Below are 15,481 nucleotides of genomic sequence, written 5' to 3' on the forward strand. Positions count from 1 at the left end.
TTGTGTCTGAAAAAAGCAGTATGATACACGCTCTTGAATAAAAAAGCCTGAATTTAGGCTAACTGACATGATAAGGCGCAATTATGGCGGCGGACGCGAATAATCTGATTTGGATCGATCTCGAAATGACAGGGTTAGAGCCCGATGTCGACAGGGTCATTGAAATTGCTACCTTAGTAACAGACCAAGAACTCAATATTATCGGTCAGGGGCCTGTTATTGCTATTCATCAATCGGATGAAGTGCTGGCGGCCATGGATGATTGGAACCAGAAACACCACGGTGAATCGGGTCTGATCGATAGAGTGCGTGCTAGCCAAGTGAATGAAGCTCAGGCCGTTGCACAAACCATCGCATTTTTAGAGCAATATGTGCCTAAGGGCGCATCGCCTATGTGTGGCAACAGTGTGGGCCAGGACCGTCGCTTCTTAAATCGTTATATGCGTGAACTGGAGGATTACTTCCATTATCGCAATCTCGACGTTAGCACGGTAAAAGAGTTAGTGAAGCGTTGGAGCCCTGAAACCATGGCGGGTTTCAAAAAGCAAAATACCCACCAAGCGCTGCAAGATATCCAAGAGTCGATCGCGGAATTACAGTATTACCGCAGCAAAGTATTTAAAATTTGACCGATCAGCAGATAAATCTGCAAGAAGGGGTTGCAGCCGCATAAATTTTTCATATAATGCGGCCTCAACTTTTTGATGCGGACACGAAGCGCTGCTCATATAAGTGATTTAGTGATTGCGACATTAGCTCAGTTGATAAAGGTTAGGAGACTATACCTTTGTGAATGTTGAAAGCAAATGTGGCAGCGATACAAAAGGCGACATTAGCTCAGTTGGTAGAGCGATACCTTGCCAAGGTATAGGTCATCGGTTCGAACCCGATATGTCGCTCCAATTTCAGACGGTTACAGTCTTAAAATGTAAATGCGACATTAGCTCAGTTGGTAGAGCGATACCTTGCCAAGGTATAGGTCATCGGTTCGAACCCGATATGTCGCTCCAATTTCAGACGGTTACAGTCTTAAAATGTAAATGCGACATTAGCTCAGTTGGTAGAGCGATACCTTGCCAAGGTATAGGTCATCGGTTCGAACCCGATATGTCGCTCCAAATACAAATTTAGTGATTCACCAAGTCATTAAATACAAAATTATGCGACATTAGCTCAGTTGGTAGAGCGATACCTTGCCAAGGTATAGGTCATCGGTTCGAACCCGATATGTCGCTCCAATTTTCTACATCTCCCCATAATTTAGTACTCAATTAGCATTAGCTCAGTTGTGCTTTTGATATTGCGATACCTTTCTTTTTCAAGGTATAGGTCATCGGTTCGAACCCGATATGTCGCTCCAATTTTTCTCGTCATTCCCTCATAAAATCTTCTCTATTTCAAACAGATATATCGCAACTTACGCAGTGCTATTTTGCTTTTCTGTTTGCTTAGCATGTCTGTTTCGTTGTTGATTACTCCAAGCGCTTTTTTCGTACTTTCATCGCTGCAATTTATTAACCTTTGTTTGCACGGTTATTTTTAATGCTAATGCGGTTAAGCATGGGCACACTTTGCCGGCTCTGCGGCTGTAGTTGATGATGTTTTCTATTTTGTAAAAAATAAAACAGCCAAGTTAATGCGTGATCTGTGCCTTGTTTCTTTAAGATTTCCTAAATTAGATGGCGTTGCGAAAGTTAAATTATGACCTTGTTCAAATATTCGCAACGCTTTTACTTACATAATGAATCCAGACAAAGTTAATAGCGCCAAGTAGTTGGCTTAACACTGGAGTGCATTATATGCGTATTCAACAATTGCGTGATTTACTTGAGTATGTGGCGAACTGCCGCTTAGATATGGCGCAACTCTATGGCCGACTGAACAATCAGGCCGATTCTGCCCGCGTGAAGATGATGCTGGAATATTTTGAGTCTCACCAAAAACATGTGGCTGAAAAATTGCGTGATTATATGGATGAGGCGCCCGTTAGAGTATTAGATACTTGGTATAAAGACTTTGTATTTGAAGACTTTACTAAGCGCTGCCAAGACACTATGTTGCCCGCCAATATGACCGAAGATGATGTGCTGAATCTGCACCTCGATTTAGAAAATCGACTGATTGGCTTATTGGAAAAAACCGTTAACTCAACTACTGCCGAAGATGCTCGCACCGCATTAGAGGGCCTGATTCGAGTAGAGAAAACTCAGCAGCAACGTTTGGTGCATAGCACAATTCGGATGGACGATATCTAATTCGATTCAGAATGACCTTTCAAAGCCAGCGTAATGCTGGCTTTGTTGTCTTTACCGGATGAGTATTTTTCACTTTGGACGCTTTTTGCATGGCAACTGATTTACGTCATAATTTTTTGGGGCGTTTTTTGCTACTTTCTTGATCTCATTGGTTGATTTGACCTTGTAATGCTTGGTTCTCACCAATCACAGGGTGTGTTAGGTGAGCTGTCCTTTTGATTATTTGTCGCGCAGGAGATCCTCTATGGCACAAGATTTATCGAGTTTACCCACGGCGCTTTATACGCAGCAGCAGGTGAGATCCGCCGAATTGCTCGCTGTTTCAGAAGGGGAAACCACTTTATATCAATTAGTTGAACGTGCTGGTCGTGCGGCATTTGAGTGTTTTACTGAGCAGCGTGAACTCCATCCTCAGCTTGAAGGAATGCCTTTACTGGTATTGGCGGGCAGCGGCAATAATGGCGCCGATGCGCTAGTCTGCGCGCGCCTAGCCTTAGAAGCAGGACATCAGGTCAAGGTGTACTTGCTTAAGACCCAAGGCACAGCAGAATTCGAGCAGGCACTTTCTGCCTATCTAAACCAGGGCGGTGTTATCGATTCCCCAAATATCGAAGCGATACAGCAGGCGCCAGTCATTATCGATGGTCTACTGGGCACTGGAGTTAAGGGCGCAGTGCGTGAGGATATTGCTGCACTGATCCATGCGGTCAATCAGAGCGAGGCTTGGGTGCTGAGTTTAGATCTGCCCTCGGGGATCGTTGCCGATACTGGCGTTGTGGCTCAAGCCGCGGTGATGGCGGATGTCACTCTGTGCTTTGGTGGGTTAAAACAGGGGCTTTTGACCAGCAAGGCGAGACATCACTGTGGCCATTTAACCTTTGCCGATCTGGGATTAACGCCTTTCTTCGATACTGAGAGTGCAACGCGAGTCGGCGGTGAAATGTTAAAAAGCCATTTTGCCGCAAGAGCACGGGACAGCCACAAGGGGCAATCGGGCAAAGTAACGCTGATCGGTGGTGACTTTGGTATGGCAGGAGCCATTCGCCTCGCCAGTGAGGCCTGTTTACGTGCGGGCGCCGGATTGGTGACTGTGATCAGTCGCCCTGAGCATCAACTCACTGTCAACGTCTCACGACCCGAATTGATGTTTTGGGGCTGTGAACTGGTTGATATGGAAGTCTATCTGCGCCTAGGTTGGGCACAGGTGGTGGTACTTGGCCCAGGTTTAGGAAAACACGACTGGGGTTATAACTTGTTTAAAGCCGCGGGCTTAAGCGATAAACCCTGTGTGCTCGATGCCGATGCCCTGAATCTGCTCAGTCAAGAACCGCGCAGGCAAACTAACTGGGTACTCACGCCTCATCCCGGGGAAGCCGCGCGGCTCTTGGGATGCAGTGTCGCCGACATTGAGCAGGATAGATTTGCTGCCGTGCGTGCTCTGCAGCAAAAATATGGTGGCGTGGTGCTGCTCAAAGGCGCGGGTACAGTCATTTTTGATGGAAAACAGATGGTCGTGGCACCTGTTGGTAATCCTGGGCTTGCGAGTGGTGGGTGCGGCGATGTGTTATCTGGTATTATAGGCGCACTTATGGCTCAAGGAATGGATAACATGCAGGCGACCGTTGTTGGGGTTGTCGTTCATGGCTGCGCGGCGGATTTGGCTGCAGTGCAGGGTGAGCGGGGCATGTTAGCCAGCGATTTGATGCCTTTTATTCGCCAATTAGTAAATAGTGATTTACTCTAGGCGCTGTAAAACTTAAGCGCAGGACATTCCCGCGCTTAAGTTGCCTCCTCCATCCATAACAGCAGTGATAAAAGCGGAAATGACAGAGTTAACCTTTCAATTAAATAACGAAGACGAGACTATTGCGGTAGGGCAAAAACTGGCCCGCCATATTCAAGCGCCTTTGACTCTGTATTTGACGGGGGATTTAGGGGCGGGTAAAACCACTCTGAGCCGCGGTTTAATCCAAGGATTAGGGCATAAAGGAGCGGTAAAGAGCCCGACCTACACTTTAGTTGAACCTTATGAGCTAGACGGTGTCGAAGTTTATCATTTTGATTTGTATCGTTTAAACGATCCTGAAGAACTCGAGTTCATGGGGATCCGTGATTACTTTACCGATAGCAGCCTGTGCATTGTGGAATGGCCTGACAAAGGTCATGGACTCTTGCCCGATGCCGATATTCACCTGCATTTAAATTATGTTAACCAAGGACGTGAAATCCAAATTCGAGCCTTAACAGAATCAGGTAAAAAGCTATTAGCCGCAATAAAATAAAAACAAAGATGACTAAAAATAAGCATTACTTTCAGACTATTACTCTTTTTTTGTGCGCTTTTTTTGCTGTAGCAGCCCACGCGGCTAACCAGCTTGAGGGCGTACGTATTTGGGCTGCCCCCGAGTCGACCCGTGTGGTGTTCGATTTGAGCGAAGCGCCTAATTACACTTATTTTTCCCTCGATGGGCCCAATCGTTTGGTGGTCGACCTTAAAAAGGCTTCGACAAAACTGAGCCTGAAAAATATCGATAACAACAGTAAATTGGTTAAAGGGGTTCGCGTCAGCAAATCACCCACTAAAGGTGATTTACGTTTGGTGATCGATCTGGTTAAGCCATTAAATGCTAACCTGTTTTCTCTACCAGTGACGGCGCCCTATGGTAATCGTCTGGTGGTCGATCTCGAGGATAAAACCTTAACCACGGCGACAGCTGTGGTGAGTTCAACTCCCGTTAAAACGGTTACTCAATCGGCGCAATCGTCCCGTGATATTGTGGTGGCCATTGATGCGGGTCATGGTGGTGATGATCCTGGTTCTATTGGGCCTTCAGGTGTTTACGAGAAAAAAGTCGCACTGGAAATAGCAAAAAGAGTGGCCAGTAAGATCAACGACACGCCGGGTATGCGCGCCGTGATGATCCGTACCGGCGATTACTTTGTGAATTTGAACAAGCGCTCCGAGCTAGCCCGGAACAGTAAGGCCGATTTACTGATTTCTATCCACGCCGATGCCTTTACCTCGCCTCAGCCAAAGGGGGCGTCTGTGTGGGTATTGTCGATGCGCCGCGCGAACAGTGAAATTGGTCGTTGGTTAGAGCAAAAAGAGAAACACTCAGAACTCTTAGGTGGTGCAGGGGAAATTATCCAAAATACCGATAATGAACAGTACCTTGCAATGACTTTGCTCGACATGTCCATGAACAGTTCGATGGCCATAGGTCACTCTGTTGCTGGGGATATTCTCAAGGATCTCGGCTCGGTGACCGAGCTGCATAAGAGTCGCCCTGAGTCTGCGAGCCTTGCGGTATTAAAATCCCCCGATATTCCCTCCATTCTGGTGGAGACAGGATTTATCTCGAATCCGAAGGAAGAGCGGTTACTCAATAGCAGTCGCCATCAGGAAAGCATTGCCACAGCTATCTACAAGGGCGTGAGCCGTTATTTCCACAATAATCCGCCGGCAGATACCCTGTTAGCGAAGCGTAATAGTGGTAGTTCGACGACTAGAGCGAGCGCTAAATCCTCGAGCAATATTAAGCACAAGGTGAGCCGCGGTGAGTCACTTTCGGCAATAGCTCAACGTTATCAAGTGCCTATGGCCAGCATTAAGCGCGCCAATGGCATGAAGACGGATGTGGTGCAACTCGGACAAACACTCGTCATTCCTGAGAGTTAATAGGATGAAGTCTATGGGGATCCAGATCCTTCCGCCGCAACTAGCCAACCAAATCGCCGCCGGTGAGGTGGTCGAACGGCCTGCTTCCGTGGTGAAGGAACTTGTCGAGAACAGCCTAGATGCTGGGGCGACGCGTATCGATATCGAAATCGATAAGGGCGGCAGCAAGCTGATTAAGATCCGTGACAATGGTTCGGGGATCCCAAAGGATGAGCTGGCTTTGGCCTTGTCGCGCCATGCCACCTCGAAACTGCACTCCCTTGACGACCTTGAAGCCATCCTCAGCTTTGGTTTTCGCGGCGAGGCATTGGCGAGTATCAGCTCTGTGTCCCGCTTAACCTTGACCTCGCGTACGGCCGAGCAAACGGAAGCCTGGCAGGCTTATGCCGAAGGCGTCGACATGGCGGTTAAGGTCATGCCGGCCGCGCATCCTGTTGGTTCAACTATCGAAGTTGTCGATCTGTTCTTTAATACGCCCGCCCGTAGACGTTTTCTTAAAAGCGATAAAACCGAATTTACTCATATCGATGAATGGTTAAAACGCATTGCGTTAGTGCGTGGGGATATCCACTTTACCTTGACCCACAATGGCAAAACCGTACGTAACTATCGTCCGGCGATGAATGAGCCGCAGTATTTGCAGCGATTGACTCAGGTTGCTGGACGCCAATTTGCCGATGAGGCGTTGCGGGTCGAATGCCAACACGATGACCTACGTTTAAGTGGTTATTTGCAGTCGCCTTGGTCAACGGTGTTAACCGACACCCATTATTTTTATGTGAATGGCCGCTTAGTGCGCGACCGTTTAGTCAATCATGCGGTGCGCCAAGCATTTGCCCAGAAAGCCGAGGTCGAACAGCCGGGTTATGTGTTGATGCTGGATATCGATCCTCATCAGGTGGATGTGAACGTGCATCCGGCGAAACACGAAGTGCGCTTTCATCAGAGCCGTTATGTGCATGATTATATTCTGCAGGCACTGCAATCGGCGCTCGAAGAAGCGGGTGAGCTGGGTTTTGAGCATCCTTTCGAGCCAAGTTCGCCACAGGTTAGGGATGAGGTCTCTCTCTCCGAATCTGGGACGCAGACACAAACAGAGCATCATGCCTTCGAGCTGCAATCGCCTGAATCTAAAACGCATTCAACTTGGAATGAAGCTTCACGTGTTGATACTTCTCGCGTCGAGATATCACGGGATTCTCAGCTTACTGAGCGTACTCGGGACATTGCTAGCGCGCGTCCGTATTCTGGCGTGCAAAGCAATGCCTACGGCAGTATGGCGGTTCCGCGGGAGTCACGCAGTGGTCCGACAGGGGAAAGTCGTGCCCGAGCCGAGCTTCCTTCTAAGGCGGCAATCGCCAGTTACGGCGAATTATTGCAAACGCCATCCTATAGCGTGCAGGACAAGCCGTATCAACCCGTGCTTGCAATGCCCGCCATGCTCAATGGTCAATATTGGGTATTAGCGCAAGGGCAAAACCTGAGTCTGTTGCCGATTCAATCTGTGGCGTTAGCGACTCGTAGCCATGAGATAGAAACAAAGCTGGCAACCGGCTTGATAGGTCAGCCATTATTGATGCCAGTGTCGATTGCCGCCGATACGGATTGGCCAGCATTACTCGAAGAACATGAAACACTTATCCGGCAATTAGGATTAGAACTAACAATTCGCTATCAGCAGTTGATAATCAAAAAAGTGCCCCCATATCTCAGGGATAGCCAGTTAGCGAAGGTGATCCCCGAGTGGTTGCAATCGCTACGTTTTGAAGCGCCAGCACCTAATGCATTGGCTGTGTGGCTGGCAGAGCAGAGTTTAACTGGATTTACCTCGGCTGCGGATATTTGGGCGGCCTATAGTCAGTTAACTGAAGAGAAAAGACAGCAAATTGCCGATAAAGCAGTATCCTTACCTTGGCAATCGTGGCTAGAAGAGCAAGCAATTGAATAAAGAATTACAGCCAAAAGTGGTTTTTTTGATGGGACCAACGGCGTCCGGAAAAACCGCTTTAGCACTCGAATTAGCCGAAAAGCATAATTGCGAGATTATCTCGGTTGATTCAGCATTGATCTATCGTGGCATGGACATTGGCAGTGCTAAGCCTTCTGCCGAGGAATTAGCACGAGGTCCGCATCGACTGATCGACATCCGCGATCCGGCAGAGAGCTACTCCGCCGCCGATTTTAGAGCCGATGCGCTGCGCGAGATTGAACAGATTATTAGCATGGGAAAGACCCCCGTATTAGTGGGCGGCACCATGATGTACTTTAAGGCGTTATTAGAAGGATTATCGCCGTTACCGAGTGCCGATGAGGCGATTCGGGCCGATATTCAAGCCGAAGCGGACGCAAACGGATGGGAAGCACTGCACGAGCAATTAAGGGAGATAGATCCCGTATCAGCAGAAAGAATTCATCCTAATGATCCACAAAGGCTTTCAAGAGCGATAGAAGTCTATAGAATAAGCGGTAAGAGCCTGACCGAGTTAACTCAGACCAAGTCGGCTCCTTTACCCTACGATGTGGTGCAATTTGCCATTGCGCCCCGTGAGCGCAAAGTGCTGCATGAGTTAATCGGGCAGCGTTTTCGGATAATGTTAGAGCAAGGTTTTATTGATGAAGTCGCCCAGCTAAAAGCGAGAGGTGACCTACATTTAGATTTGCCCTCAATGCGTTGCGTGGGATATCGACAATGTTGGCAGTATCTCGATGGTGAATTTGACTATGATACTATGGTCGAAAAAGCCGTTGCCGCTACTAGGCAATTAGCTAAGCGTCAATTAACATGGTTGCGTAGTTGGCCAGAGTTGAATTGGCTTGAAAGTGGTGCTGAGGGGAATTTAGTTACACTTATGCGTCAATGCCGCTAGCTTATTAGCCCTTGCTGTATAATACTAAAACTAAACAAAAAACTTCACTGATAACGATTTATTTTTATATAAATTAAAAAGGAAATAATAAAATGGCTAAGGGGCAATCTTTACAAGACCCATTTTTGAACGCACTACGCCGCGAGCGCGTTCCTGTATCAATTTACTTGGTAAACGGCATTAAACTCCAAGGACAGGTAGAGTCGTTTGATCAGTTTGTCATTCTGTTGAAAAACACAGTGAGCCAAATGGTTTACAAACACGCTATTTCTACCGTAGTACCTGCTCGTCCATTTAACGTTGCTGGCCATCAAAATGCCCAGGGCGGTTATGGTGCGCAAGACGATATGCCAAGTGGCGAATAAGTTTTAGTTTGAGGAGTTTGCTTCTTGTTTGATCGTTATGAGGCGGGAGAAACAGCGGTTCTTGTCCATATCGACTTTTCCGATGAGGAACGCCGAGAAGACTTAGTCGAGTTACAGCTATTAGTCGAGTCAGCTGGAGCACGCTCAGTCGGGGTCATTACTGGAAGTCGACGCTCACCAGACCGTAAGTTTTTTATTGGTTCTGGTAAAGCCGAGGAGTTAGCTGCATTAGTGGCTGCAACTGAGGCTAATGTGGTTATTTTCAATCACGCCTTGAGTCCTGCTCAAGAGCGAAACCTTGAACAGGTGTGTCAGTGCCGAGTATTGGACCGAACCACGCTGATCTTGGATATTTTTGCTCAACGTGCTCGGACCCATGAAGGTAAGTTACAGGTGGAGCTAGCGCAATTGCGCCACATGTCGACGCGTCTTGTGCGTGGTTGGACTCACCTTGAGCGCCAAAAAGGCGGTATCGGTTTACGTGGCCCGGGAGAAACCCAGCTCGAAACCGATAGACGTTTGCTCAGGGGACGCATTAAAAATATCAACAAACGCTTAGAGCGTGTTGATAAACAACGTGAGCAGAGTCGTCGCGCCCGTAAGCGTAGCGACATGCCAACAGTCTCATTAGTGGGTTATACCAACGCGGGCAAGTCAACGCTGTTTAATGCCTTAACCTCATCTGATGTTTATGCAGCCGACCAGCTATTTGCCACACTCGATCCCACATTGAGAAAGTTAGATCTACCCGATGGTGCCGTGATCTTGGCGGACACTGTAGGTTTTATTCGCCATTTACCACACGATCTAGTTGCCGCTTTTAAGGCAACATTGCAAGAAACGCGTCAAGCGGATTTGTTGCTGCATATTGTTGATTGTGCTGATGAGAACATGGCGGATAACTTCGAGCAGGTACAAAACGTGCTCGAAGATATCGATGCTGCTGGGGTGATGCAGTTGGTTGTTTGTAATAAAATCGACCTGCTTGAGGATGTCACACCGCGCATCGAATATGATGAACACAGTAAGCCCGTACGTGTCTGGGTTTCGGCACAAAAGCGTTTGGGATTTGATCTACTCTTGAAGGCGATCACCGAATTAATCGGTGAAGTGATTCATGAGCTTACACTTAAGATTCCAGCAACTGCTGGACATTATCTTGGCCAGTTTTATCGACTGGATGCGATACAGCAGAAAGAGTACGACGATCTGGGGAACTGTATTTTGTCTGTTCGTTTATCGGATGCCGATTGGCGCCGATTAGCTAAACAGAGTCAGGGTGAGTTAGAAACCTTTATCTTCGATCCGTCGATAGAAAAGGCTGTTTGTTAATAATCTAATTTATTTCATCCACTTATGGAGTGCTAAATGGCTTGGAACGAGCCCGGTAACAAGGGTAATGATCCTTGGGGAAATAAAGGTGGTAACGACAAAGGACCACCGGACCTTGATGAGGTTTTTCGTAATCTTTCAAAACGCTTTGGCGGCAAAGGCAATGGCTCATCAGGCCAGAACTTTAGTTCGTTTAGCGTAATCATCATTCTTGCCATCGCTTTTGTTGTTTGGGGACTCTCGGGTTTTTACACCATTAAAGAAGCTGAGCGTGGTGTCGCGCTGCGTTTTGGTCAGCATATTGGTGAAGTGGGCCCAGGTCTGCATTGGAAAGCCACTTTTATCGACCAGATTTACCCTGTTGATGTGCAATCTGTCCGCTCTATTCCTGCCTCAGGCAGTATGTTGACCTCAGATGAAAACGTCGTAAAGGTAGAGTTGGACGTACAGTATCGTATTTTAGATGCGTACTCTTATCTGTTCAGTGCAGTTGATGCCAATGCCAGCTTACGTGAAGCCACAGACAGTGCGCTGCGTTATGTCATCGGCCACAACAAAATGGACGATATTCTAACCACGGGTCGTGATGCCATTCGTCGTGATACTTGGAAAGAGTTAGAGCGCATAATTGAGCCGTACAAATTAGGCTTAGCCATTGTTGACGTTAACTTTTTGCCAGCTCGTCCACCTGAAGAAGTGAAAGATGCTTTCGATGATGCGATTGCGGCTCAAGAAGACGAACAGCGCTTTATCCGTGAAGCAGAAGCTTATGCCCGTGAAGTTGAGCCTAAAGCGCGCGGTGAAGTCGAGCGTATGGCACAACAAGCCAATGCCTATAAAGAACGTGAAGTTCTTGAGGCTCGCGGTAAAGTGGCTCGTTTCGAGTTGTTGTTACCTGAGTACCAAGCGGCACCTGAAGTGACCCGTAAGCGTTTGTATCTTGATGCAATGCAGCAGGTGATGACAGATACCAATAAAGTACTGATCGACACAAAGAACAGTGGCAACTTAATGTATTTGCCCTTAGACAAGTTAATGAAAGAGAAGCCTGTGACTATGCCAGAGGCTGAGAATAAGTCTCAGCAGAATGTCAATTCTTCATCTATGTCAACGACTCGCATCAGCGAGCCTTTGAGTGGACGTCCGTCTCGCGAGGACCGTGCTCGCCAAGGGAGGGAGTAATTCATGGGTAGATTAAGTATTGTTCTGATTGCCATAGTATTAGGCATAGGTCTGTCATCTGTGATGGTGGTTAACGAAGGCGAGCGTGCGATTGTGGCGCGTTTCGGTGAAATCGTTAAAGACAAGGTTGACGACAAACAAGTGACCCGCGTTTTCGGTCCTGGCTTGCACTTTAAAGTGCCAGTGATCGATAAGGTGAAGTTGCTCGATGCTCGTATTCAAACCTTAGACGGTGCAGCGGATCGTTTCGTGACCTCTGAGAAAAAAGATTTGATGGTCGACTCTTATGTAAAGTGGCGTATTTTCGATTTCGAAAAATACTATCTCTCCACTAATGGCGGGATTAAATCGAATGCTGAAACCTTACTGCAACGTAAGATCAACAACGATTTACGTACCGAATTTGGTCGTCGCACTATCAAGGAAATCGTATCTGGTAAACGCGATGAGCTGCAAAATGATGCGCTAGAAAACGCCTCTGAAAGCGCTAAAGACTTAGGTATTGAAGTCGTTGACGTGCGTGTTAAGCAAATCAACCTTCCAGCAAACGTGAGTAACAGTATTTACCAACGTATGCGTGCCGAACGTCAAGCGGTTGCTAAAGAGCATAGGGCACAGGGTAAAGAGCAATCTGAAATCATTCGTGCAACGATTGATGCCAATGTGACAGTGAAGATTGCCGAAGCTGAACGTAAGGCCTTAACCATTCGCGGTGAAGGTGATGCATTAGCGGCGAAGATATATTCTGACGCTTACAATAAAGATCCTGAGTTCTTCAGCTTTTTACGTAGCTTAGATGCTTACCGTGCAAGTTTCTCCGGTAAATCTGATGTGATGGTGCTAGAACCTGATAGCGAGTTCTTCAAGTATATGAAGAGCACTTCACCTAAGAAGTAAGCAGCAAGTTTTGCATTGAAATGGGTCCTGATATCAGGGCCCATTTTTTTTAGCTGCGGGAAAATACAAAATCGCAAAAATGAGAGCTTAAACTATATTAGCGATGCATGGATTATGCCTACCTAACAGTTCATTTGCTCAAAAAACAGATCAAAACGATTAAAATCGCTTAATAATTGTGCTTTTTTTGTCCGCTTTTTAAAAAACACGCAATCTCCCTAACTTAGTTGAGTGTTTTCACTATGATCTGCTTCTAATTTTTAGCTATAATGAGCCCCGCTTCAAACTTCGATTTTTGCCCATGGTGATAACTAGGGGGCATAAAGTCTTTGAAAAACAAAAATTCCAACACCCTCTGGGAGATAAGTGGATGAGCAATGCGCCAGTCGATACCGGACGTCGCAGATTCCTGACAGCCGCAACCGCCGTAGTAGGTGGTGCTGGTGCCGTCGCTGTAGCGGTTCCTTTCATCAAGTCATGGAATCCGAGTGCCAAGGCGAAAGCTGCAGGTGCACCGGTCGAAGTAAATATCAGTAAAATTGAGCCAGGTCAGCTGATCCGTGTTGAATGGCGTGGAAAACCTGTATGGGTTGTCCGTCGCACAGAAGCGGTTATCAATGAACTGCCAACACACGACGATAAGTTAAGAGATCCAGCTTCTGCTGAAATGCAGCAACCTGAATATGCAACAAATCCTCTGCGTTCTATTAAGCCAGAGTATTTTATTGCCGTCGGTATTTGTACCCATCTAGGATGTTCACCTACTTATTTGCCAGATTCATTTGCTGAGCAAGTTCAAGGTGTGACTTCTGGTTTCTTCTGTCCATGTCATGGTTCTAAGTTCGATATGGCGGGCCGCGTATTCCAAGGCGTTCCAGCTCCATTGAACCTAGTTATCCCTCCACATCAATACGTTGATGATGGCACCGTTATCATCGGTGTAGATAAAGGAGTGGCGTAATGGTTAAGAATTTAATTAATTGGATCGATGCGCGTATCCCAATGACGGCGACGTATAACCGTCACGTGGGTCAGTATGCGACGCCAACTAACTTTAACTTTTGGTACTTCTTCGGTTCATTAGCCATGTTGGTATTGGTTAACCAATTACTGACGGGTATCTGGTTGACCATGAACTATGTACCTACAGCAGAAGGTGCTTTTGCCTCTGTTGAATACATCATGCGTGACGTAGAGTACGGCTGGTTATTGCGTTATATGCACTCAACTGGTGCGTCTGCATTCTTCGTGGTGATCTACTTACATATGTTCCGTGGTCTGATTTACGGTTCATATCAAAAGCCTAGAGAACTGCTGTGGCTATTCGGTATGTTGATTTTCCTCGTGCTGATGGCTGAAGCCTTTATGGGTTACTTGCTGCCATGGGGACAAATGTCTTACTGGGGCGCGCAGGTAATTATTTCTCTGTTCGGTGCTATCCCTGTTATCGGTGATGACTTAACCCTGTGGATCCGTGGTGACTACGTGATCTCTGGCGCGACACTGAACCGTTTCTTCGCTCTACACGTTATCGCACTGCCATTAGTGTTAGTGGTTTTAGTGTTCCTACACTTAATCGCACTGCACGAAGTGGGTTCAAACAACCCAGATGGTATCGAAATCAAGAAAAACAAAGACGAGAACGGCTGGCCAGTTGATGGTATTCCATTCCACCCATACTACACAGTTAAAGATATTATGGGCGTTGCGGGCTTCCTGATCGTGTTCTGTTACGTGCTGTTCTTCATCCCAGAAGGCGGCGGTTACTTCCTTGAGAAGCCAAACTTCGAAGCGGCTAACCCAATGAAGACACCTGAGCACATTGCACCTGTATGGTACTTCACTCCGTTCTACGCCATTTTACGTGCTGTTCCCGATAAATTGGGCGGTGTGGTAATGATGGGTCTGTCGATTGCAGTACTGTTCGTGTTGCCTTGGTTAGACCGTTGTAAAGTGAAGTCAATTCGCTACCGCAGCACGCTGCACAAGTTGAACATTGCTCAGTTTGCTATTTCATTTATCGTCTTAGGTTACTTAGGTGCTGTACCTGCAACACCTGAGCTGACGATTGCTGCACGTATCTTCACTGTAACGTATTTCGGCTACTTCTTATTACTGTGGTTATATAGTAAAAATGAGAAAACTAAGCCTGTTCCAGCGAGGTTGACACACTAATGAAAAAATTACTGATTGCATTAGTTACATTGCTCCCGACGCTGGCGATGGCCGCGAGCGGACACAATGTACATTTAGAAAAAGCCAATGTTGATTTGCATGATAAGGCTTCTTTAGAGCGTGGTCTGGATATGTTCCAACACTATTGCTCTGGTTGTCATAGCACTCAGTATCAACGCTATGAACGTGTGGCGAACGATCTCGGTATTTCTGCCGATGATATGCGTAACAAGTATATGTTTACCGATGCTAAAATCGGTGAGCTGATGCAAAACGCGATTCCACACAAAGATGCGGCTAAATGGTTTGGTGCAACACCACCAGACTTAACCTTAGTAGCACGTGTTCGTGGCGAAGATTGGGTGTATTCATACCTCAAAGGCTTCTACAAAGACCCAAGCCGTCCATTCGGCGTCAACAATACTGTCTTCCCATCTGTGGGTATGCCACACGTTCTTGAAGAACTGCAAGGCACACCTGTTAAGCAAGAAGATGGCACTATTGTGGTCTCAGGTGGTAAGTTAAACGCAGAAGAGTACGACCAAGCAGTTCGTGATATCACTGGCTTCTTAGTCTATTCGGCTGAACCTGTTAAGTTAGAGCGTCAAGCGCTAGGTTGGTGGGTGCTCGGATTCCTGTTTATCTTCTTTATTGTGGCCTACCTCTTGAAGAAAGAGTACTGGAAAGATGTACACTAGGCACCAATAACGGGTAAAATATAGTATCCGC

14 protein-coding genes and 4 tRNA genes are annotated in these 15,481 nt (G+C 47.0%); all 18 read left to right on the top strand.

What is annotated here, in order from left to right:
* The first annotated feature begins 83 nt into the window (after nt 1-83).
* Nucleotides 84-629, top strand: coding sequence for an oligoribonuclease (orn, locus tag SHEWMR4_RS03085; protein ID WP_011621392.1), 546 nt, complete (start codon nt 84-86; stop codon nt 627-629).
* Between the two features lie 197 nt (nt 630-826).
* Nucleotides 827-902, top strand: a tRNA-Gly gene (locus tag SHEWMR4_RS03090).
* 32 nt (nt 903-934) lie between these two features.
* A tRNA-Gly gene (locus SHEWMR4_RS03095) sits at nt 935-1,010 on the top strand.
* Nucleotides 1,011-1,042: 32 nt separating this feature from the next.
* Nucleotides 1,043-1,118 (top strand) — tRNA-Gly (locus SHEWMR4_RS03100).
* 44 nt (nt 1,119-1,162) lie between these two features.
* A tRNA-Gly gene (locus SHEWMR4_RS03105) sits at nt 1,163-1,238 on the top strand.
* Between the two features lie 561 nt (nt 1,239-1,799).
* Nucleotides 1,800-2,255 (top strand): hypothetical protein, encoded by a 456-nt coding sequence (locus SHEWMR4_RS03110; RefSeq protein WP_011621393.1) that lies wholly within the window; start codon nt 1,800-1,802, stop codon nt 2,253-2,255.
* Nucleotides 2,256-2,499: 244 nt separating this feature from the next.
* Entirely contained in the window at nt 2,500-3,999 is a 1,500-nt protein-coding gene (locus SHEWMR4_RS03115) for a bifunctional ADP-dependent NAD(P)H-hydrate dehydratase/NAD(P)H-hydrate epimerase (RefSeq protein WP_011621394.1), read from the top strand.
* Between the two features lie 79 nt (nt 4,000-4,078).
* Nucleotides 4,079-4,537 carry a tRNA (adenosine(37)-N6)-threonylcarbamoyltransferase complex ATPase subunit type 1 TsaE gene (gene tsaE, locus SHEWMR4_RS03120; RefSeq protein WP_011621395.1) on the top strand — a complete coding sequence of 153 codons (459 nt, stop codon included), beginning with the start codon at nt 4,079-4,081 and terminating at the stop codon, nt 4,535-4,537.
* An 8-nt stretch (nt 4,538-4,545) separates the two neighbouring features.
* Nucleotides 4,546-5,934, top strand: a complete 1,389-nt coding sequence (locus tag SHEWMR4_RS03125; RefSeq protein WP_011621396.1) for an N-acetylmuramoyl-L-alanine amidase — start codon at nt 4,546-4,548, stop codon at nt 5,932-5,934.
* 4 nt (nt 5,935-5,938) lie between these two features.
* Nucleotides 5,939-7,882, top strand: a complete 1,944-nt coding sequence (mutL, locus tag SHEWMR4_RS03130) for a DNA mismatch repair endonuclease MutL (RefSeq protein ID WP_413540379.1) — start codon at nt 5,939-5,941, stop codon at nt 7,880-7,882.
* Nucleotides 7,875-8,801: a tRNA (adenosine(37)-N6)-dimethylallyltransferase MiaA gene (gene miaA, locus SHEWMR4_RS03135; protein ID WP_041408683.1), complete on the top strand. Its 927-nt coding sequence runs from the start codon at nt 7,875-7,877 to the stop codon at nt 8,799-8,801. Before mutL ends, miaA begins: the two co-directional genes overlap by 8 nt.
* Before the next feature lie 92 nt (nt 8,802-8,893).
* Nucleotides 8,894-9,166: an RNA chaperone Hfq gene (gene hfq, locus SHEWMR4_RS03140; protein ID WP_011070934.1), complete on the top strand. Its 273-nt coding sequence runs from the start codon at nt 8,894-8,896 to the stop codon at nt 9,164-9,166.
* A gap of 24 nt (nt 9,167-9,190) precedes the next feature.
* Entirely contained in the window at nt 9,191-10,498 is a 1,308-nt protein-coding gene (gene hflX, locus SHEWMR4_RS03145) for a ribosome rescue GTPase HflX (RefSeq protein WP_011621399.1), read from the top strand.
* 36 nt (nt 10,499-10,534) lie between these two features.
* Entirely contained in the window at nt 10,535-11,680 is a 1,146-nt protein-coding gene (gene hflK / locus SHEWMR4_RS03150; RefSeq protein WP_011621400.1) for an FtsH protease activity modulator HflK, read from the top strand.
* A 3-nt stretch (nt 11,681-11,683) separates the two neighbouring features.
* A complete protein-coding gene (gene hflC / locus SHEWMR4_RS03155) occupies nt 11,684-12,577 on the top strand; it encodes a protease modulator HflC (protein ID WP_011621401.1) in 894 nt (297 codons plus the stop codon).
* Nucleotides 12,578-12,947: 370 nt separating this feature from the next.
* A complete protein-coding gene (petA, locus tag SHEWMR4_RS03160; protein ID WP_011621402.1) occupies nt 12,948-13,538 on the top strand; it encodes a ubiquinol-cytochrome c reductase iron-sulfur subunit in 591 nt (196 codons plus the stop codon).
* A complete protein-coding gene (locus SHEWMR4_RS03165) occupies nt 13,538-14,752 on the top strand; it encodes a cytochrome b (RefSeq protein ID WP_011621403.1) in 1,215 nt (404 codons plus the stop codon). Before petA ends, SHEWMR4_RS03165 begins: the two co-directional genes overlap by 1 nt.
* Nucleotides 14,752-15,450 (top strand): cytochrome c1, encoded by a 699-nt coding sequence (locus tag SHEWMR4_RS03170; RefSeq protein WP_011621404.1) that lies wholly within the window; start codon nt 14,752-14,754, stop codon nt 15,448-15,450. Before SHEWMR4_RS03165 ends, SHEWMR4_RS03170 begins: the two co-directional genes overlap by 1 nt.
* The last annotated feature ends 31 nt before the right edge of the window (nt 15,451-15,481 follow it).

It is taken from the genome of Shewanella sp. MR-4 (assembly GCF_000014685.1).
Classification (GTDB): Bacteria; Pseudomonadota; Gammaproteobacteria; order Enterobacterales; family Shewanellaceae; genus Shewanella.